At 58.2% G+C, this 20,538-nt stretch carries 19 protein-coding genes; 7 read left to right on the top strand and 12 right to left on the bottom strand.

From position 1 onward, the window contains the following. Positions 1-442: 442 nt before the first annotated feature. Positions 443-3,016 (bottom strand): bifunctional acetaldehyde-CoA/alcohol dehydrogenase, encoded by a 2,574-nt coding sequence (gene adhE, locus E9954_RS16780; RefSeq protein ID WP_136080464.1) that lies wholly within the window; start codon positions 3,014-3,016, stop codon positions 443-445. 132 nt (positions 3,017-3,148) lie between these two features. Between adhE and E9954_RS16775 the strand changes: the two genes are divergently transcribed. The 6 genes from E9954_RS16775 (at position 3,149) to E9954_RS16750 (ending at position 8,576) form a co-directional block, all read left to right on the top strand. Continuing rightward, positions 3,149-3,481 (top strand): (2Fe-2S) ferredoxin domain-containing protein, encoded by a 333-nt coding sequence (locus E9954_RS16775; RefSeq protein WP_342793824.1) that lies wholly within the window; start codon positions 3,149-3,151, stop codon positions 3,479-3,481. A gap of 68 nt (positions 3,482-3,549) precedes the next feature. Further along, complete coding sequence (locus E9954_RS16770) at positions 3,550-5,259, top strand: [Fe-Fe] hydrogenase large subunit C-terminal domain-containing protein (RefSeq protein WP_136080462.1); 1,710 nt, start codon at positions 3,550-3,552, stop codon at positions 5,257-5,259. Continuing rightward, complete coding sequence (locus E9954_RS16765; protein ID WP_136080461.1) at positions 5,252-6,523, top strand: SpoIIE family protein phosphatase; 1,272 nt, start codon at positions 5,252-5,254, stop codon at positions 6,521-6,523. Before E9954_RS16770 ends, E9954_RS16765 begins: the two co-directional genes overlap by 8 nt. After that, on the top strand, positions 6,520-6,780 hold the full coding sequence (locus E9954_RS16760) for an NAD(P)H-dependent oxidoreductase subunit E (RefSeq protein ID WP_136080460.1): 261 nt from the start codon (positions 6,520-6,522) through the stop codon (positions 6,778-6,780). The genes E9954_RS16765 and E9954_RS16760 overlap by 4 nt, the downstream gene beginning before the upstream one ends. A 3-nt stretch (positions 6,781-6,783) precedes the next feature. Further along, the gene (locus tag E9954_RS16755) at positions 6,784-8,229 is read left to right on the top strand and encodes a monomeric [FeFe] hydrogenase (RefSeq protein ID WP_136080459.1); all 1,446 of its coding nucleotides are present in this window, start codon (positions 6,784-6,786) and stop codon (positions 8,227-8,229) included. A gap of 101 nt (positions 8,230-8,330) precedes the next feature. Then, positions 8,331-8,576, top strand: a complete 246-nt coding sequence (locus E9954_RS16750) for a hypothetical protein (RefSeq protein ID WP_136080458.1) — start codon at positions 8,331-8,333, stop codon at positions 8,574-8,576. Positions 8,577-8,697: 121 nt separating this feature from the next. Here E9954_RS16750 and pflA read toward each other — a convergent pair whose 3' ends face one another. After that, the gene (pflA, locus tag E9954_RS16745) at positions 8,698-9,450 is read right to left on the bottom strand and encodes a pyruvate formate-lyase-activating protein (protein ID WP_136080457.1); all 753 of its coding nucleotides are present in this window, start codon (positions 9,448-9,450) and stop codon (positions 8,698-8,700) included. 119 nt (positions 9,451-9,569) lie between these two features. Next, positions 9,570-11,807 (bottom strand): formate C-acetyltransferase, encoded by a 2,238-nt coding sequence (gene pflB / locus E9954_RS16740; RefSeq protein ID WP_136080456.1) that lies wholly within the window; start codon positions 11,805-11,807, stop codon positions 9,570-9,572. Positions 11,808-11,966: 159 nt separating this feature from the next. Here pflB and E9954_RS16735 point away from each other — a divergent pair, with 159 nt between their 5' ends. Then, positions 11,967-12,620, top strand: a complete 654-nt coding sequence (locus tag E9954_RS16735; RefSeq protein WP_136080455.1) for a redox-sensing transcriptional repressor Rex — start codon at positions 11,967-11,969, stop codon at positions 12,618-12,620. 50 nt (positions 12,621-12,670) lie between these two features. Here E9954_RS16735 and E9954_RS16730 read toward each other — a convergent pair whose 3' ends face one another. From E9954_RS16730 to E9954_RS16690, 9 genes are all read right to left on the bottom strand, one after another. Further along, entirely contained in the window at positions 12,671-14,008 is a 1,338-nt protein-coding gene (locus tag E9954_RS16730; RefSeq protein ID WP_136080454.1) for a UDP-glucose dehydrogenase family protein, read from the bottom strand. Beyond that, positions 14,008-15,120, bottom strand: coding sequence for an NAD-dependent epimerase/dehydratase family protein (locus E9954_RS16725; RefSeq protein WP_136080453.1), 1,113 nt, complete (start codon positions 15,118-15,120; stop codon positions 14,008-14,010). The genes E9954_RS16730 and E9954_RS16725 overlap by 1 nt, the downstream gene beginning before the upstream one ends. 117 nt (positions 15,121-15,237) lie before the next feature. Continuing rightward, positions 15,238-16,461, bottom strand: a complete 1,224-nt coding sequence (locus E9954_RS16720) for a class I SAM-dependent methyltransferase (protein ID WP_136080452.1) — start codon at positions 16,459-16,461, stop codon at positions 15,238-15,240. A gap of 94 nt (positions 16,462-16,555) precedes the next feature. After that, positions 16,556-16,873, bottom strand: a complete 318-nt coding sequence (locus E9954_RS16715; RefSeq protein WP_136080451.1) for a type II toxin-antitoxin system RelE/ParE family toxin — start codon at positions 16,871-16,873, stop codon at positions 16,556-16,558. Next, positions 16,870-17,151, bottom strand: coding sequence for a type II toxin-antitoxin system Phd/YefM family antitoxin (locus tag E9954_RS16710; RefSeq protein ID WP_136080450.1), 282 nt, complete (start codon positions 17,149-17,151; stop codon positions 16,870-16,872). Before E9954_RS16710 ends, E9954_RS16715 begins: the two co-directional genes overlap by 4 nt. A 135-nt stretch (positions 17,152-17,286) precedes the next feature. Further along, positions 17,287-17,454 carry a type II toxin-antitoxin system HicB family antitoxin gene (locus tag E9954_RS16705; protein WP_136080449.1) on the bottom strand — a complete coding sequence of 56 codons (168 nt, stop codon included), beginning with the start codon at positions 17,452-17,454 and terminating at the stop codon, positions 17,287-17,289. A 307-nt stretch (positions 17,455-17,761) separates the two neighbouring features. After that, positions 17,762-18,136, bottom strand: a complete 375-nt coding sequence (locus E9954_RS16700; RefSeq protein ID WP_136080448.1) for a hypothetical protein — start codon at positions 18,134-18,136, stop codon at positions 17,762-17,764. 66 nt (positions 18,137-18,202) lie between these two features. Further along, entirely contained in the window at positions 18,203-19,492 is a 1,290-nt protein-coding gene (locus E9954_RS16695; RefSeq protein ID WP_136080447.1) for a DUF4910 domain-containing protein, read from the bottom strand. Between the two features lie 95 nt (positions 19,493-19,587). Further along, positions 19,588-20,520, bottom strand: coding sequence for an aminotransferase class IV (locus E9954_RS16690; RefSeq protein WP_168442341.1), 933 nt, complete (start codon positions 20,518-20,520; stop codon positions 19,588-19,590). Positions 20,521-20,538 lie beyond the last annotated feature (18 nt).

The raw sequence follows: 20,538 nt of genomic DNA, 5'->3' as shown, positions 1-20,538 counted from the left end.
ACCGCGAATCCTATCCAGGACCCCACGGAAAAATTCACGATCGTGAATTTTTCCGTGGGGTAAAACAAAAACCCCTCCCCGGAACGGGAATCCGGGGAGGGGCGGAGGAAGCGGAACGCGCAAACGTCCCGCCGGAGGAGAACGACCGGCGCAAGCGCCGGAAAACGTAAACCGAATCTCTAAATCCTAACCCGACGGAGCCGGAACCAAATTTTACCACCCGCTACGCTAGAGATCACCGAGACACAGAGAGATCCCATTCCTCTGTGCCTCCGTGTCCTCTGTGGTAAAAAATCCGTCGCAAACATGATAGGATTTGAATAGAGAGGGACTAAACAGACCGCCAACCTTTAAATCCGAATTCCCAAACGAGGACGTTTTCGATTTCTCATTTTGGGATTGGATCTTGTTTAGGGTTTGGGTCTTTCGTGCTTAGGATTATTTAGGCGTTATACGCCTTGATGTAGAGTTCCTTGAGCTCGCTGATCAGCGGGTAGCGCGGGTTGGCGCCGGTGCACTGGTCGTCGAATGCATTTTCGGACAGCTTGTCGAGGTTGGCGTAGAAATCCTTTTCGTCCACACCGGCCTGCTTGATGCTTTTCGGAATGCCAAGCTTGGCCTTCAACTCGTCGATCGCCTTGATCAGCAACTTCACCTTTTGGTCGTTGGTGGTTCCACCAAGACCGAGGTAGTCGGCCACGCGGGCATAACGCTCCTTGGCGGTTGGCCAGCTATATTGCGAAAAGGCGGCCTGCTTGATCGGGTTGTCCGTGGCGTTGAACCTGATCACCTCGTTGATCATCAGCGCATTGGCCATGCCGTGCGGCAGGTGGTAGGCCGCGCCGAGCTTGTGCGCCAGCGAGTGGCAGATGCCCAGGAAGGCGTTCGCAAAGCTCATGCCGGCGAGCGTGGCGGCATAGTGCACCTTTTCGCGCGCCTTGCGGTCGCCCGTTGCATAGGACTCCGGCAGATACTTGAACAGCAAGCGCAGCGCTTCGAGCGCCTGCGGGTTGGTGAACTCGGAACTGACGATGCTGACCATCGCCTCAAGGGCGTGGGTCACCGCATCAATTCCGCCAAACGCCGTCAACGACTTCGGCATGCCCATCACCAGTTCCGGATCGCAGATGGCCATGTCCGGCGTGAGGGCATAGTCGGCAATTGGATATTTTGCGCCGGTTTCGTCGTCGGTAACGACGGCGAACGGAGTGACTTCCGAGCCGGTTCCGCTCGTGGTCGGAATACAGACCATCTTGGCTTTCTTGCCCAGTTCGGGGAAGGTGCAGATGCGTTTTTTGATGTCCATGAAACGCATCGCCAAGTCCTCGAACTTGGTTTCCGGGCTTTCATACATCAGCCACATGATCTTGGCCGCGTCCATCGGCGAGCCGCCGCCGAGCGCAATGATGACATCGGGTTTGTAGCCGTTCATCATTTTAAGTCCGGCCTTGACGGTACTCAGATCGGGATCCGGCTTCACCTCGTAGAAGATTTCATAATCCATGCCGATGGCCTGAAGCGCATCGGTTACCTTATCCACCAGCCCCAGCTCCATCAGCGGCTTGTCGGTCACGATCATGGCGCGTTTGCTTCCGCACAGATCCTTCAGCGCCAGCGGCAGGCAGCCATACTTGAAGTAGATATTCTTCGGCACATTGAACCAAAGGGTGTTTTCGCGGCGCTCCGCGACCGTTTTGACATTCATCAGGTGTTTCACTCCCACGTTTTCGCTGACCGAGTTACCGCCCCAGCTTCCGCAACCCAGCGTCAGGGAAGGCTCGAGTTTAAAGTTGTAGAGATCGCCGATCGCCCCCTGCGAACTCGGCGTGTTCACCAGGATGCGGCCCGTCTTCATCATGGCGCCAAAGTCGCGGATGCGATCCTGGTTGAGCGGATCGGTATAAAGCACCGACGTGTGGCCAATCCCGCCGGCCGCCACGAGCGCTTCGGCCCGATCCAAGGCATCGGCAAAGTCCGCGGCCTTGTAGAGCCCCAGCACGGGACTGAGTTTTTCATAGGAGAACGGCTCGTCCGGCCCGACTTTCGTGGCTTCGCCAATGAGCACCTTGGTGGCTTCCTTGACCTTGATGCCCGCAAGCTCGGCAATCGCGGAGGCCGGTTGACCGACGATTTTCGCGTTAAGGTGGCCATCGACCATGATGGTTTCGCCAACCTTCTTTTTTTGCGCAGCGGTCAGGATTGTGGCACCGCGTTTCGCGAACTCGTCCTTCACCTCTTCGTAGACGGAATCCACGACGACCACACTCTGTTCGGAGGCGCAGATGACGCCGTTGTCGAAGGTCTTGGAGATCAGGATGCTGTTGACGGCCGTTTTGATGCAGGCGGTTTCGTCGATCACCGCCGGGGTATTCCCCGCCCCCACCCCGAGTGCCGGCTTGCCGGAGCTATAGGCCGCCTTCACCATGCCGGGGCCGCCCGTTGCGAGGATCAGCGCAATGTCCGGGTGGCTCATCAGCGCGTTGCTCAGTGCCACCGACGGCGCTTCGATGCAGGCGATCAGCCCAGCCGGTGCGCCGGCCTCCTCGGCGGCTTCGCGCACAATCGCGGCGGCTTCCGCCGTGCAGTCCTTGGCGCGGGGATGCGGCGAAAAGATGATACCGTTGCGCGTTTTCAGCGAGATCAACGCCTTGAAGATGGCGGTGGAGGTTGGGTTGGTGGTCGGGACGACGCCGGCAATGATCCCGATCGGCTCGGCGATTTTCGTGATCCCGTAGGTTTCGTCGTGCTCCAGCACGCCGCAGGTTTTCATGTCCTTGTATTTGTTGTAGATGAATTCGGACGCAAAGTGGTTTTTGGTCACCTTGTCCTCCACGATGCCCATGCCGGTTTCGGCAACGGCCTTTTTCGCAAGGTCGATGCGCGCCACGTTGGCCGCGATCGCCGCTTTGCGGAAAATGGCATCCACCTTATCCTGCGGGTATTCCGCATATTCCATCTGGGCCGCCTTCACGCGGGCCACCATTTCCTCCAACTGATCGTTCTGTACAGTTGTCATTTTTCCTTATCTCCTGGTTGCTGTTTTACCCCGAAAATGGGGGATTTATTCAAATTTAGGTCTTCATTCGATAAATGAATATCGAATTGAGCCGCCTTGTATACGCCCCCCGAAAAACCAGCGCAATCCTAAATAAATATTTTTTTATCGATTGACTACTATCGATACCAATCTATCTTTTGGCGGCATTATTTCGAGAGGCGTGGCATGGAAAAGATGATTGTAATTTGTATGGGAAGCTCCTGTTTCGCCCGCGGAAACCGGGACCATTTGGAGCTGATTGAAAACTATCTGCACGGCAACCGTATCGATGCGGAGGTCCGGTTTTCCGGCTGCCGTTGCCGGGGCGAATGCGGGCGCGGCCCTAATCTGGAAATCAATGGAAACCTTTACCACGAGGTCGATACCGGCACCCTGCTCGACCTCCTCGAGTTCCACTTTTCCGGCGTGACGATTGAAACGTGAGACGTGAGCACATCGACTCGAAGCCCAACCAGATCACGACTCAACCGTCACTCATCACGAAAGAACCCATGAACCGAAGTTACCCCATTTACACCGAAAAGACGGACTGCCGCGACTGCTACAAGTGCGTACGGCGTTGCCCTGTTAAGGCCATCAAGATCGAGAATGGCCGCGCGGCTGTCATTCCCGAGCGCTGCATCGCCTGCGGCATTTGCGTGCACACCTGCCCGGCCGGCGCCAAAAAAGTGAGGAACGACCTGGTTCGGGCCAAGAGCCTGCTGAAGCGCAATCGGAGGGTGGTTGCATCGCTGGCCCCTTCGTTTGCCGGCGCGTGGCCGGAGGTTGAATCCACGTCCATGGCCGGTGCGCTCAAACAACTCGGCTTCCATGCCGTCAGCGAAACCGCCCTTGGGGCGGAGTCCGTCACCCTCGCCCTCTCCGAAAGTTTGCGGCATGCGCGGCCCGGGCTGCATATTTCAACCGCCTGCCCGGTGGTGGTCGACCACATCCGCAAATACCAGCCGGAGTTCACGGCCAACCTGACGCCCATGCTCAGCCCGATGCAGTCGCATGCCCGCATGCTGAAGCAACACTACGGCGGCGATTGCGCCGTCGTCTTCTTCGGCCCGTGCATCGCCAAAAAGTGCGAGTGCGATGACGTTGAGGGCTTCACCGACATTGCCCTCACCTTCCGCGACCTGGCCCAATGGCTGGAGGACGAGCAGGTCGATCCATCGCTTGCCCCCGCCCATGAATTTGAACCAGCCAACGCCGCGCACGGCGCGCTGTATCCCGTGGCCGGCGGCATGAACCGCACGCTCGAAGACTATAAGCTACACAACGTGCAACTGATTGCGACCAGCGGCATGGACGCGGTTTTCCAAACGCTTGAAAACCTCGATCCATCAACCCTTCCAGAGCCGGTCTTCCTGGAGGCGCTCGCCTGCCCCGGCGGCTGCATTGGCGGGCCGCAAACCAACAGAAAGCAACCGATCCTCTCCGGGGAGCTCGCGGTGCGCAGACGCGCACATGCGCACCCCCCCGGCACCCTGCCGGCCAAAGCGGTTGCGCACCGGTTTGCCCCGGCCCCGCAATATCTCGATGTGCAGGACGAACCCCTCATCCGCGAAGCGCTCCGGCGCGTGGGCAAGCACAAGGCCGAGGACGAGCTCAACTGTGGCGGATGCGGCTACGAAACCTGCCGGACCTTTGCACAGGCGTTGCTCACCCAGAAGGCCGAGCCAGACATGTGCCTCTCGCACCTGCGCAAGCTCGCGCAAAAAAAGGCCAATGCGCTGCTGCGCTGCATGCCGTCGGGCGTCGTGATTGTCGACGACACGCTGCACATCGTCGAGTGCAACGAAAACTTTGCGCGCACCGCCGGGGCCGACACCTTGCTGGGCTATACTGCCAAGCCCGGGCTCGAAGGCGCCGACCTGCGCAAGATCCTCGCGTTCGCCGACCTCTTCGAACAGGTCAACCGCACCGGCCGCGAATTCCGCACCGACACCCTGCGCGAAGAAGACCGCCTGCTCAATGTGACCATCTTCCCGATCGAAACCGGCAAGACCGTCGGCGGGATCATCCTCGACGTTACCCAAACGGAAAACCGGCGCGAGCTGATTGCCCAAAAGGCGCGCGAGGTGATCGATAAAAACATGGCCACCGTACAGGACATCGCCTGCAAACTCGGCGAGCACATGGCCGACACCGAAATCCTCCTCCGCTCCATCGCCGACGACTATGCCGATTCAACCACGGACAAAACCAATGTCTAGCAACAGAGAATATTCCACCGCGGGGACGCTACGACTCGGAGCAACCGAAACCTCTCCGTGCTTCCGTGCCTCCAGCGAAGCGGGGGGTAAAACAAACCTGTTCAAGGAACTGGAATTCCACCAGGTGCGGAAGCATTCGCAGCACACGGCGGGCGATGCGTTCATGGTGCATAAGGATTCCAGGAACAACCGCCTGCTGACGGTGCTTTCCGACGGGCTTGGCAGCGGCGTGAAAGCCAACATTCTAGCCAACATGACCGCACGCATGGCGATCAAGTTTGCGGAGTCCGATACCGACTTTGTGCATTATGCCAAAGTCATCATGAATTCGCTGCCGGTCTGCAAGGTGCGCAAGATTGCCTATGCCACCTTCACCGTGGTCGACTGCCGCCCCGACGGCAGCGTCCAAATCGTTGAACAGGGCAACCCGCCGTTCATCCTGCTGCGCGGCGGCGAGCCGATCGAAATCGATTGCCGGGAATATGGAAGCACGCAGGGCGACTACCGCAGGCTGCGCGTCTACCGCTTCGATGCACACCCCGAAGACCGCATTGTCTTTTTCAGCGACGGCGTCACGGAATCGGGCATGGGCTCGGCCACCTATCCGCTCGGCTGGCGCATCCAGGGCTGCGCCGAGTTCACACAGAAGCTGGTTGGCGCCGACCCGCGCATGTCGGCCCGCACGCTGGCCGAACAGGTGGTGCGCGGCGCGCTGCAGAAGGAACCCGAGCGCAAGGCCTACGACGACATCACCTGCGGCGTGCTCTATTTCCGCACGCCGCGCCGCACCCTGCTCGCATCGGGGCCACCCTTCTCGGAAAAGCGCGATGCCGACTATGCCGAAACCATCCGTTCGTTCGACGGACATACCATCGTCAGCGGCGGCACCTCGGCTGAGATTGTCGCGCGCGAACTCAATGCAAAAATCGAAACCGACCTGTTCCGTTTCCGGCGCTCCACCCTGCCGCCCGTATCGCGCATCGAGGGCGTTGATCTCGTGACCGAGGGCATCCTGACACTTACGGAAACCCTGAATCTGCTGGACGGCAAGCCTCGGCCTGCGCAGGAAAACGCCGCCGTCTTGCTGGCCGACCAGCTGCTCGACTCCGACGTCATCCAAATCCTCGTCGGCACCAAGATCAACCAGGCACACCAGGATCCCAACCTGCCGGTGGAGCTTGAAATCCGCCGAAGCCTGATGCGCCGCATCGCCACCGTTCTCGAAACAACCTATTTCAAGGAAGTTAAACTGGAGTTCATATGAAAAAAGTCAACGTGTCCATCTGTACCGGCACCACCTGCTATCTGATGGGAGCCGCCCACCTGCTTGCGCTCGACGAAGTGCTCGATCCCTATGTGCGCGAACTCGTGGAGGTTTCCGGGGCGCACTGCCTCGGCCTGTGCAACGACGAAGCCCACGGCCGGGCGCCGTTCGTGATGGTGGACGACCGTGTGATCTCCGACGCCAACCTGACCAAGGTGCTCGATGCCGTGCGGGACATCCTGGAAGTGGAGGCCTAAACCATGTTCCACGACAACAAAGCCAACCGTCTCCGCAAGGAAATCCTCGTCCGGGTTGCCCGCGCCTTTTTCACCGAACAACCCGCCGACGCGCTCAACCGCATTCCGCTGGCAATGCGCCCGAAGAACGCCAACGATTCCTCGCGTTGCTGCATCTACAAGGATCGTGCCGTGCTCAAATACCGCGCCATGGCCGCGCTCGGATTCGGCGTTGAAAACGAATCCGACGAGCTCAAGCCCATCAGCGCCTACTACGACGACGCCCTGCAACGCGAAGCTCCGGCCGATCCAAAACTCACGGTCATCGATGTGGCTTGCAGCGCCTGCGTCACCTCGCGCTACAGCGCCACCGACGCCTGCAAGGGCTGCATCGCGCGCTCCTGCGAAGCCGTCTGCCCCAAGGACGCCATCGAGTTCCGCAAAGGCAAGGCGGAGCTGAACCCGGACAAATGCGTTAACTGCGGCCTCTGCATGAAGGCCTGCCCCTACCACGCCATCATCCGCGTCCCGATCCCCTGCGAGGAGGCCTGCCCCGTCGGCGCCATCAGCAAGGACGAGGCAACCGGCCGCGAGGTGATCGACCATGCGAAGTGCACCTACTGCGGCAAATGCCTGCGCGAGTGCCCCTTCGCAGCGATTTCGGATATGTCGCAGATGGTCGATGTCTTGAAGCAGTTGCAGACCGGCACCGCCGTGGCCATGGTTGCCCCCTCCGTGGTCGGGCAGTTGCCCGGCACCCTGCCCCAGCTCGTGTCGGCGCTGAAGCAACTCGGCTTTGCCGCCGTTGCCGAGGTGGCCGAAGGCGCCGACGAAACCACGCGGCACGAAAGCGCGGAGTGGATGGAAAAGATGGGCGAAGGCGCGCGCTTCATGACCACTTCCTGCTGCCCGGCCTATATGGAAACCGTCGAAAAGCATCTGCCCGAAATGAAGCCCTATGTTTCCGGCACGCCAACGCCGATGGCCTTCACGGCGGCGCACATCCGGTCGAAAAACCCCGAATCCGCGACCGTCTTCATTGGCCCGTGCATCGCCAAGCGGGTCGAAGCAACCCGCAATCCGGACGTCGATTTGGTGCTCACCTTCGAGGAGCTCGGCGCCATGCTCGTCGGCGCCGGAATCGATGTGCTCGAATGCGAAGAAATCCCCCTTGGCGCAAACGTCCACGGCGAGGGGCGCGGCTTTGCCGCCAGTGGCGGCGTAACGACCGCCGTACAATCGCTCGCGCCCGCCAATGCGGCCCTGCACCCCGTGCTCGTCGATGGCATCGACCGCAAGGCGATCAACCAGATGCGGCTCTGGGCGAATAAGGCCTGTACCGGAAACTTTGTTGAGATGATGTCGTGCGAAGGCGGTTGCATCGCCGGCCCCGGAACCCTCGGAAACCCCAAAATCGCCCTCCGCCAACTAAAGAAATTGGTCGAAGAAAGCCCGTCGTTAAAGGCCTAAACACATTTCGATGAAAATATATCGATTATTCGATTGACCCATATCGATACTTTTTGATCTATTCCGCGCATTCCCAAACGGAATGGATGGAGAGACCAGAAATGAAAAAAGTAGATGTGACGATTTGCACCGGTGCCGATTGCAACCAAACCCAGGCCACGTGGCTGAAACAGTTCGACCAGATTCTGAGCCCGAAGATGAGATCGGTGGTTCACGTGAGTTGCGGCAACTGCGAGCACCGATGCACGTCCGACACGGCGAACGCACCACGCGTGAAAGTGAACAACCAGGTTTTCAGCCGCGCCACCCTCGCCCAGGTCAGGCAAGCCGTTTTAGCGGCGACCTAGCCGTCCCGCTCCATTACTCCTCCTGTTCCAACAACCAACGGCGCGGGGCGGCGAAAGCCGCTCCGCGCCGTTTTTTTCCGGAGGCTGTACCGGAGCGGGAAACGCGGAGCTGATATCCGCGCTACTCCACGGTCAGGCCGTATTTCCGGAAGATGTCGGCGAAGTGTTCGATCTCTTCGGGCTCGGGGACACGGGTTTCGGACAGGCGGTAGGGCAAGCCATGTTTCTTCCACTTCCACTCGCCCATCTTGTGGAAAGGCAACAGCTCGACCTTCTCGATGTTTCCCAAATCCACGGCCCACTTGGCCAGCTTGCGCATGAGGTGCACGCGATCGTTGAGCTGGGGAACGAAAACATAGCGAAGGATGACCGGCTTGCCCCATTCGGCGAGCAGTTCGGCAAACGCAAAGGTCTTGGAGTTGGTTTCGCCGGTTATGATCTGGTGCATGTTGGCGTTGACGCACTTCACGTCGAGCAGGAAAAGATCCGTTAGCTCCACGATCCGCTTCACCGTATCGGTCAACTGCGTGAAACCGCTGGTGTCGACCACCGTGTGAATCCCCTCCTCCTTGCAGAGCGTCAGCAGCGCCTCAAGGAAGCGCGGGCGGCTCAGCGGCTCACCGCCGGAAAAGGTGACGCCACCGCCGGAGGTGCGCATGAAGTTCTTGTATTTGCGGATCTCCCCGAAAACCTCGCCCGCCGTGACCTCCTCGCCCGCACTGAAATCCCACGATTCGGGATTATGGCAATAGAGACAGCGCATCGGGCACCCCTGGAAGAATACAATGAAGCGCAGCCCCGGCCCATCGACCGTCCCGCAGCTCTCATAGGCGCCGACCCGCCCCCGCACTTCCCTAGCTTCCTCAATAGTCATAATTAAGATTTCAGAATGTAGAATTAAGAATTGTGGAACTCAAGCGGCGTTGGCCTTTTGTAATCAGAAGCTGTCTCAGACCGACCATTCTTCATTCTTAAATCTACATTCTTAATTTCCTACATCCTCTGGTGGAAGGTGCGGTTGATGACGTCGAGCTGCTGCTCGCGGGTCAGGCGGGTGAAGTTGACGGCATAGCCGGAGACGCGGATGGTGAGCTGCGGATAAAGTTCCGGGTGCTCCATGGCGTCTTCGAGCATGGCGCGGTCGAACACGTTGACGTTGATGTGCTGGCCGCCTTCGAGGAAGTAGGCATCGAGCATGCTCACGAGCATGCCGGCACGCGCCTCCTCCGTCTTGCCCAGCGCCTTCGGCACAATCGAGAACGTGTAGGAGATGCCGTCCTCGGCATCGTCGTACGGAAGCTTGGCGACGGAAGCCATGGAGGCAACGGAGCCGCGGACATCGCGCCCGTGCATCGGGTTGGCGCCGGGAGCGAAGGGTTCGCCGGCCTTGCGGCCATCCGGCGTGTTGCCGGTCTTCTTGCCATAAACCACGTTGGAGGTGATGGTGAGGATCGACATGGTTGGCTCGGCGCCGCGATAGGCCTTGTGCCTGCGCAGCTCCGCCATGAACCCGCGCACCAGCTCGCAGGCGATGGAATCGACCCGGTCGTCGTTGTTGCCGAAGGCCGGATATTCGCCTTCGATCTGATAATCGACCGCCAGCCCCCGCTCATTGCGGATAACCCTGACCTTGGCGTGCTTCATGGCGGAAAAGGCATCGGCCACCACGGAAAGCCCGGCAATTCCGCCGGCCAGGGTGCGGTGCACCTCGGCATCGTGCAGCGCCATCTGGATGCGCTCGTAGGCATACTTGTCGTGCATGTAGTGGATGACGTTGAGCGTATTGAGGTAGAGCCCGGCCAACCAGGCCTGCACCAGCTTGAACTTCGCCATCACGCGGCCATAGTCCAGATAGTCGGAGGTAATGATGCCCACGTCCGGGCCGACCTGCTCGCCGGAAATGTCGTCGACACCGCCGTTGATCGCGTAGAGCAAGGCCTTGGCGAGGTTGCAGCGCGCACCGAAAAACTGCATCTGCTTTCCGATCGGCATGGCGGAAACGCAGCAGGCAATGCCGTAGTCGTCGCCGAATTTCGGACGCATCAAATCGTCGCTCTCATACTGGATGGTGCTGGTATCGATCGAAACCCTGGCGCAGAACTTCTTGAAGTTTTCCGGAAGCTGTTCCGACCAGAGCACGGTCAGGTTCGGCTCCGGCGCCGGGCCGAGGTTGTAGACCGTATGCAGGAAACGCATGCTGCTTTTCGTGCAGAGCGGACGCCCGTCGGCCCCCATGCCCCCGATGCATTCGGTTACCCAGGTCGGGTCGCCGGAAAAAAGTTCGTCGTAGGCCGGGGTGCGCAGGAAGCGGATCATGCGCAGCTTCATCACGAAATGGTCAACCAGCTCCTGCGCCTCGCTCTCCGCAAGGATTCCGGCGGCGAGGTCGCGCTCGAGGTAGATATCGAAGAAGGAGGAAACGCGGCCGAGCGACATGGCGGCACCATTCTGCTCCTTGGTGGCGGCGAGGTAGGCCAGATAGGTCCATTGGATGGCCTCCTGCGCATTTCCGGCGGGGCGCGAAAGGTCGAAGCCATAGGACTCGCCCATCGTCTTGAGCTCCTCCAACGCGCGCAACTGTTCGGAATATTCTTCGCGGGCGCGGATCACGTCCTCGGTCATTGGCGACTGGTCGGAGTGCGCTTTTTGCTTCAGCTTGTCGGCCATCAGCAAATCAATGCCGTAGAGGGCAACGCGGCGGTAGTCGCCAATGATGCGCCCGCGGCCATAGGCATCCGGCAGGCCGGTAACGATGCCGGCGGAGCGCGCCGCGCGCATGTCCGGCGTGTAGGCATCGAACACCCCATCGTTATGGGTCTTGCGGAACTTCTTGTAGAAATCGTTGATCTGCTCATCGAACGCATAGCCGTAGGCATCGAGCCCAACCTCCACCATGCGGCGGCCGCCATTGGGCATGATCGCCCGCTTAAGCGGCGCATCGGTCTGCAGGCCGACAATCTTTTCGAGCGGTTGGTCGATGTAGCCCGGCGCGTGGGAAACGATGGTGGACGGCACGGCGGTATCGGCATCGAGCACGCCCTTGCCCAGCTCCTGCTTCATCAGGCCGGATACGGTTTCCCATAGGCGGGAGGTGGATGCCGTTGCGGCTTCGAGGAAGGAGGAATCGCCCTCGTATGGCGTGTAGTTGCTCTGGATAAAATCGCGAACGTCGATCGTTTTCCGCCATTGCTTCCCCTCGAAGCCGTCCCACGCCTTGTCAGCCATCTTCATTTCTCCTCTGGTAAAGTACGGTATCATCGTTAGGCGGGGCGGGACGGTCAACGACTTAAACGGAGAATCCACTTCCCACGGGAAATCGAACTCCATGTATCGATTGACGTATATCGACCTAGACTGGTACGGTTTCACCAATTACTGGAGATTTTTCAAATGAGTCAATTGGAACGCAAAACAGCCGGAGTGCCGACGCTCAAGCGTCTGCCGCTGTATCTTAGGCTGTTGCGCAAAATGAAGGAAGATGGCGAGGAATATGCCTCCGGCACCGTCGTTGCCAAGGAATTGGGGCTCGACCCGATTGTCGTACGCAAGGATCTGGCCATCACCGGCGCCGTTGGGCGGCCGCGCCTGGGCTTCCCCATGGACGAGATCATCGAAGCCATCGAGGAATTCCTCGGTTGGTCGAACACCACCGATGCCATCCTCGTTGGAGTCGGCAACCTCGGCGCCGCCCTGCTGGGCTACAAGGGCATCGAGCAGCATGGCATGCGTATTGTCGCCGCATTTGATAGCGACCCGGAAATCATCGGCACCACCGTGAACGGCAAAACCGTGCTCGATATTGCCAAGATGCCCGAGCTGGCCAAGCGCATGCATGTGCAGATCGGCGTCATGACCGTCACCGCCTCCGTTGCGCAGGACGTGGCCAATGCCATGATCGAAGGCGGCATCCGGGCCATCTGGAACTTCACGCCCACCAACCTCGATGTCCCCGACCACGTCATCCTGCAGCGCGAGGAACTCGCCTCCAGCCTGGCCGTGCTCTCGCACCGGCTCCTGATCGAAGGCGGCCGCACGAAGGCATAAAAAAAGACGGAGCCGAAGCCCCGCCTTCTCTTTTTCCAATATGGAAACGGCTAGATGCCGATGCCTTCGTAGGTCTCGACGCAGTCTTTGGGCAGCAAACGGCGACCATCCACCAGCAGCGGCGAAGCGCCCTGCCCTTTCAGGATTTCGGGAAGCGCCTTAAACTCCGGCCAACGGGTCAGCAACAGGATGGCATCCACTCCGGAAACGGTCTGCTCGATGCTGTCGCAATAGACGACTCGGCCCTCGGTGAAAATCTTCTGCGCCTCTTCCTGCGCCACCGGGTCGAAGGCCGTCACCACGGCCTTGGCCGCGACTAGCTCATTCACGATCGGGATGGCGGGCGATTCGCGCATGTCGTCGGTACCCGGCTTGAAGGCCAGGCCAAGCACGGCCACCTTCTTTCCTTCCAGCTCCGGGAAGTGCTTGCGTAGCCGATCCATCACCTGCATCGGCTGGTGTTTGTTGATGTCGATCACCGACTTGAGCAGGCTCATCGGCTCGCCGACATTCACACCGTGCGCAATCAGCGCCTTCACATCCTTCGGGAAGCAGCTGCCGCCAAAACCGCACCCGGCTTCGAGGTAGGTCGTCATGACCGGCTTGATGCGCTCGCCGGTTTCGAGAATCGGCGAAAAGCGTTTGTCGAGGTGCACCCCGTTCATCACGTCCAGCGCGTCGATGCCACCGATGGAAGAACAGAGGTTGCCAATCTCGTTCGAGAAGGAGATGAGCGTGGCCAGCAGCGAGTTGGAGGCATACTTGATCATCTCCGCCGTCTTGTTGTTCACCATCACCTTGTCGGTCTCCGGGAACGGCGCATAGACCTCGGCCAGTTTTGCGCGGGTGGCATCGTCGATGCCGCCGAGCACGATGCGGTCGGGATTCTGGAAGTCGCCGATGGCCTCGCCCTCGCGCAGGAACTCCGGGTTCATGCCTACCCCGAAACCAGCGCCCGCCTTCTTGCCGGAATGCTCTTCAAGGAGCGGCAGCACCACCTCGTCGGTCGTGCCCGGAACCACCGTGCTTTTCACGACCACCACGTGGTAGCCGTCCTTGTTTTTCAACGCGGTGCCGATCTCCCTCGAAACCTGTTTTACATATTGAAGGTCGATCAGGTCGCCATCGAACGGCGTACCCACGGCAATGAGCGTCAGGTCGGATTCAACGACCGCCTTCGACAGATCGGTGGAAGCCAGCAACGTTGTGCCGATGTGCTTCTGCAACAGCTCATCGAGCCCCTTCTCATAGATCGGGCTTTTGCCGGCGTTGATCTGTTCGACCTTCGCCGCGTTGTTGTCGATGCAGACCACCTCGTGCCCCACGTCCGCCAGGCAAACGCCGGAGACGAGGCCAACATAGCCCGTTCCCACCACCGAAATCTTCATTACAAATCCTCCGCTTCGCGGTTGTCGGCATACCACAGCAGACTGCGGCGCAGCCCGTCCTCCAGCTGGATGGTCGGATCATAATCCAGCTCGGCCATCGCCTTGTCGATGATTGGGCAACGGCGGTTCGGGTTGTCGGTCAGGTAGTGCTTGTCGTCGCTCTCCTCGCAAACCAACTTGCCTTCGTAGCCGAAGAGTTCCTTCGACATCTCAATCACCTGTTCGGCGAGTTGGCGAATCGAGATTTCCGGTTTGGCCAAACCAATGTTGTAGGGCTCGCCGTTGCGGCCGCGCAGCATCACCTTGTAGTACCCGACCACCGCATCGGCCACATAGCAGAACGTGCGCGTCGGCGCGCCGTCGGAAAGCAGCACAATGTCCTCGCCGGCCAGCACGTTGCGCGCAAAGTCCGGCAGCGCGCGGCGGTCGGTGATCTTCAGGCCGGGGCCATAGTTGTTGAACGGGCGCGCCGTCCGGACATTGAGGTCGTGCTGCTGCGCAAAGTTGACGACCAGCGTTTCGCCGTAGCGCTTCGCCTCGTCGTAGCAGGCGCGCGGCCCCGTGCAGGAAACATTGCCGCGGTAGGTTTCCGGTGTCGGAATGTTTTCCGGAGAAGGGTCGCCGTAGATCTCGCTGGTTGAATAGTAGAGGAAGGCCTCGACCGGAGTACCCTTGGCTTTTTGCGCCATGGCATAGTCGAGCAGGTTGCGCAGGCCGGTAATGTTCGCATCCATCGTTTCGATCGGATGCAGGCGGTAGTAGATCGGCGACGCGATCGTTGCGGCATGGATGATGAAATCAAAGTCGCCCATATCGGCCGGAAGCGGATCGATCACGTCATACTTGCGCGTCGAAAGATGGGGATCGGACTCCAGCGCCGTCAGCCATTCCGGCACGCCGCGCATGAAGTTGTCCCACACCACCACCGAGATCGGTGCGGCTTCCGGGTTGCGCTTGTTCCAATGGAGCGGCGCCTGCACCAAATAGTAGCCCAGAAAACCCGCGCCGCCGGTCACCAGCAGCCGTTTCCCCGAAAGCCGATCCATGTCGCCCACCAGCTTTTCGCAAATATAGTCCAGGTCGGCCTGGATCACGTCCGTCGCATTTTTCATCTCAACACCTCTCTCCACTTAAATTGATTAACCGCGAAGGAACGCAGAGAACGCAAGGATTCACTTCAACCAGAAACCAGTCTTTACGTTCCTTGCGTTCTTTCGCGGTTACAAACATCACAGTTCCTTCAGTTCAGGGATGAAGACAATGAAGCGGCCGCCCCATTCCTTCACATGGCTCTGCGTTTCCATGATTTCCTTGGCAATGTTCCAGGCAAAGACCACCACCCAGTCGGGCTTGTGCTCCACCAATGCATCCGGTGGCAAGACCGGCACGTGGCACCCCGGCAAAAACTTGTTTTGCTTCGATGGCGCGGCATCGGAAATGAACGCCAACAGATCGGGGCGCACGCCGGCATAGTTCAGCAACGTGCTGGCCTTGGCGGCCGCGCCGTAGCCCGCCACCTTCTTGCCCGCGCGTTTCTGTTCGATAAGAAACGCCACCATGTCGTCCTTCGTCTTGTCCACTTGCGCCTGATAGGCCAGGTAGGTCGCCATGTCGGTCAATCCGGCATCGGCCTCCTTCTGCAAGATGGCCGCAACATTGCCGCAGGTTTCGATGGAGCTTTCGGCGTGGCAGCCGTAGACGCGCAGGCTTCCGCCGTGCGTCGGGATCTCCTCCACGTCGTAGACGCGCAACCCCGCCGCTTCGAAAATTTTCGACACGGCGTTGAGCGAGAGGTAGGAATAGTGCTCGTGGTAGACCGTGTCGAACTGGTTGAACACCATCGTCGAAAGCAAGTGCGGGAATTCCAGCGTAACCGTGCCCTCCGGCTTGAGCGCCTGCTTGAAGCCGCGCGTGAAATCGTTGATGTCCGGCACGTGGGCATAGACATTGTTGCCGATCATCAGGTCGGCCTGCTTGCCCTCGGCGGCCAAGCGCTTGCCCAGCTCCTCGCCAAAAAATTCACCGAGCTGCGGAATACCCAACCCCGCCGCCACCTCCGCCGTCCCGGCGGTCGGCTCGATGCCCAGGCAGGGAACGCCCGATTCCACAAAATTGCGCAGCAGGTAGCCGTCGTTCGACGCCACCTCAACCACATAGCTCTCCTCCGTCAGGCCAAGCCGATCCGTGATCATGCCGCAATAGGTTTTTGCATGGTCGAGCAGCATTTTCGAAACGGAAGAGAAATAGGCATAGTCGTCGTGGAACAACTGCTCGCCGCTCTCGTTGTCCACCGTCTGCACCAGCCAGCAATTCTCACAGACCAGCAGTTTCAACGGATAGGTCTTTTCCGACTGCCGCAGCTGCTCGGCGGTCAAATAGGAATTCGAAGGCGGGGCAAACCCCAGATCCAGGAACACATGTTCCAACTCGGTTTTACAATGGTGGCACTTCATTCGGTTTCTCCTATGAAATTTGTGATGGCGATGCAGAACATTTTGATCCGATTGGCTATTCAAACCGCGGAAACAAGCCTTAACCTAGTTCCATTCAGGGCTTCCCCCCGTCCCCCGCATTGTCAATATCTTCATCTGGAAGAATTTGCCGACAATGCCTAACGGTCAAAATGGAAATGATCGTTGACTCGATTCGATAAATGATTCGGTAGTTCGCAATGACTAATTGCCGAAGGTCTTTTCTGTTTATTTCCGGGACTGGTTGTCCGCTTTTTGAAAAATCTTTGACCTGTTCTACCCTGTCAAAAATTGCGTGTACCCAACGCTCTGCGGCCATGGGGCTATCTTGGGCAATGTAGTCTGAAATCTCACTGATACGATCAATTGAGAGGGGCGACCACTGGATCTTCATCTGGGAATGCTCTTCAGAATCATTTCTTTGGCCTTGTCGTGGGGAACGCCTTTTCCTTCATCAATCATGGATTCTCCCAAGGCAATATCCTCTAAAAGCTCTAACCGTTGAGCCATGGCTTCAAATTCTGAAACATCAATCAAAACAGCAGCACTTTTACCGTGTTGTGTAATCACCACAGGACGCTTTGATTTCTGAACTTGCTGAATGCAGGCGGCGGTATGCGCTCTGAATTCAGACATCGGTTTAATATCTTGATCTAGAATCAATCTCTGCATGGTCTTACTCCTTATGCGTACACAAAAACGTATCACATAATGTACAATTGTCGATTCTGCATTTGGGATATATATGAGGCGGATAGCTTTCTGCGCCCAATCCTGCTTTCCTTTTTGAATTTCGGAATATTCAGATTAAAGGGGGTTTTCGACCTCAAGGCACAGGGAAATGGCTTCCTGAACACGGCGCATAAGCACGTCAAGGGATTTGGCCTGCGTGTGGCATCCGCGCAATGCGGGAACCGATGCAACATAATATCCATCTTCATCCCGTTCGATTACCACATTAAATTCTTTGCTCATACTGCATCTCCGATTACGGAGTTGACCTGACAACACAAGGTTCCGTTTGTGTTGTCCCTACAGGACAAGACCTATTGCATCGGGTTTTGGTTCCTTGGGCGTTGCCCAAGGCTAAATTGTGTTGCGCCTACAGCGCAATGCATCGGAAGTCACAGATGAATTCGAATGTGAGGCAAACCCCAGATCCAGGAACACATGTTCCAACTCGGTTTTACAATGGTGGCACTTCATTTGTTTCTTCCCTTTCCCTTCGGAATTATTTCACCGGACTGCCCTTAGACCTTGCTCATGGTTAATGGTGTGTGAATTAATTTATCTTAAGTATTTCTTCCTGATTTCCATCAAAATGATGATCGATCAAATCCATTGCTTTGGCGATTGAGCATGATTCAACAAAATGGCTGCCTTGATTCTTCACTGGAATAAATCCCAATAATTTCTTCTGTGTAGAGTAATGGTAATGAACTAAACACGACTCTGATGCTCTCGGGCAAATGTGGAGAATTTCATTTGAATCTGAAATAAGGCCGAGCCCTGAAGGACATGTTTCTTCTTTTGATTCTTTTTCTTTCAGAATTTCACTCTGCCAATCAAATGTTGCCAAAGCTTTCTTTGCCTGCTCTTTGGTTGCCCCATCAACTTCTTCAGATGTGAAGTCGTGTTGTTGTATCCACATTTTCATTTTCTCGAATGCGAGGTAGTCCTGTAAAATAATGCTTTCGGTTTATCTCGCCTCCTCATATGAAACCTACGCAGAAGCAAGCGCCAACAGATCGGTTTTCAACAGTTCATCGACGGCCTTGCGGAGGATGTCCAGGCTTAGGCCGGATTGTTCGGCGATGTCTTCGAGGGAGTGGTGGCCGTCGGAGAGGCTAAGGATCCAGAGCAGGGCCATTTGGTAGTCCTTGGTTTCGGCCTGCCCGCCGATGGGCTTGAAGAGGCCGCGGCGGCCGAGCTGCGGTTCGCATTCGGGCTTGAGGTTGATGTAGGTTTCCGCGCCTTCGATGGATTCGACCACCTGTTGCAACACATCCAACGACTCCTGCATGGCGACTTCGCTGACGAAGTCGAGGTTGTCGGCGGAGGAGTGGTATTCGGGAAACTCGCCGTGCACGGCGCGGCTGAGGCGACCGACCGGCAGATCGAAGGCCGGGGAGCAAAACTGGCGTTCGTCGTAGCCGTAGGGATAAAACTCCATCGTTTCAAAATCGTTGACAGACTGCTTTAGGACGCGCGGCACGATGCGGTCGATTCCGGCATTGCCGTCGCGGCTCTTTTTGTAGTGGAATTTGCCGTTGTCGCCCAGCAGGCAAAGCACGAGGCCGTGCTTGATGCGATCGAGCTTGTCCTGGTTGCGACTGAGCCAGGTGATGGCACCAATGGTGGCGGGCAGGAACAGGAAGCGGTATGACTGGTTGGTTTCCATCGCCGCCAGCTTTTGCGCGAGCGCGGTGGCGACGGCGATGCCGCTTAGGTTGTCGTTGCAGAGCGACGGATGGCAGACGTGCGTGACAAACAGCACTTCCTTTTCCGACGCACCGGGAACCAGCAGCTCGCCGTAGGTCAGCGACCCCGGTTCGAGGGAGGAGTCGATGAACACCTCGTAGTCGCCCTCCCCCAACGCCTCGAATTGGCGATGCGCCATGCAGAAGCCCCAGTTACGGTTGTGGTAGGAGGTGCGGTACGGAACCCAGCCGGGCTGTTCGGGCAGCGTGAAAACATGTTGCTTTAGTTCTTCAAGCGAAACGGTTTTGTGCACCGGCTCGGAATAGTTAAGCACGTGGAGGTTGAGCTGTTGGAAATCGACGATCTTTTCACCCGCCGGATTCTTGATCCAGCCATCGCGGATGTTCCATTCGTCGGGCACTTTCCAGTCGAACGCCGGCGAGCCGGTGGGTACTTCGTGGAGGTCGAGCGGAATGTGTTCGCCGACCACCCGCAGCGTCTCGCGCACACCGTCGCCGGTGATGCTGCGGCAGATCGGATACAACCGCTCCACCAAACCAAACATATCCACCATTTCAGTTGCCTTTGACATGACTATTTTTAACCACCCGCTTCGCTAGAGACACAGAGACTCGGAGCATATTCCTCTGTGCCTCTGTGTCCTCTGTGGTGAAAATCATCCGTTGTTTAATCCAAGCTGCGGATTTGGTCGTTGGGGACGAAGGAGAATTCGGCATCGAGGGAGTTGTCTTCACCGCGGACGATCGCGAAAAACCTTTTACGGATGGCCGTAATGATTTTCCCGTTGGGATTGAGCTGGAAACCATCGACCTCCTCCACCGGCACCAGCTCGGCAAGCGAGCCGACCAGCGCCAGCTCGTCGGCGATCATGAGTTCGGTGCGGTCGATCGGGCGGACGACGAACTCATAGCCGAGCGACTTGGCGATCTCCGCGACAAAATCGAGGGTGACGCTTTCGAGCGAACCTTCGTAGTGCGGCGTGGTGTAGACCACGCCATCGCGCACCATCACCACGCACGAGGCCGTGGCCTCGGAAACGCGCCCGGCGGAGTTCAAGAGAATCATATCGGAATAACCCAGGCGCGCCCCCTCGATCCGGGCGAGACGGCCGACCTCGTAGTTGGCGCCCGCTTTCACCCGATACGGCAGCGCGTTGTCGCCGCTCCGTTGCCAGGTGCTGATGCCGATCTTGATCGGCGCGGGCTGCTCCTTGCGCTGGTTGTATGCGGTGACGACCATATCGGATTTTGTGCCGACCCCCCAGTGGCCCTCGACACCGAAGAGGGTGACGCGCGCCCACATGTCCTGCTCCTTGGTCAGCAATGCACCGAGCAGCTCGTGGACGGCGGATTCATATTCCCCGTAGCTCCATGGGCATGGCAGGTGCATCAGCTTGGCGGAACGCAACAGGCGCTCGTAGTGGCGGCGCATGAAGACGATGCCGAAGCTCCCGTCCTTCTGCCAATAGCCCTTGAGCCCCTCGAACACGTTCAGGCTCCGCGTAACGGCCTCGGTACCGATGTGGAGCGTGGCATCGGCCCACTTCGTCAGCTTGCCGTTCATGTAGACAAATTCTGGTTCTTGCAGTTTCACTGCCATCTTATGATCCTCGGTTTG

The organism is Pontiella desulfatans (assembly GCF_900890425.1).
GTDB lineage: Bacteria > Verrucomicrobiota > Kiritimatiellia > Kiritimatiellales > Pontiellaceae > Pontiella > Pontiella desulfatans.
Note: the sequence above shows the minus strand (reverse complement) of the source record. Positions and strands in the feature narration are given on the sequence as shown.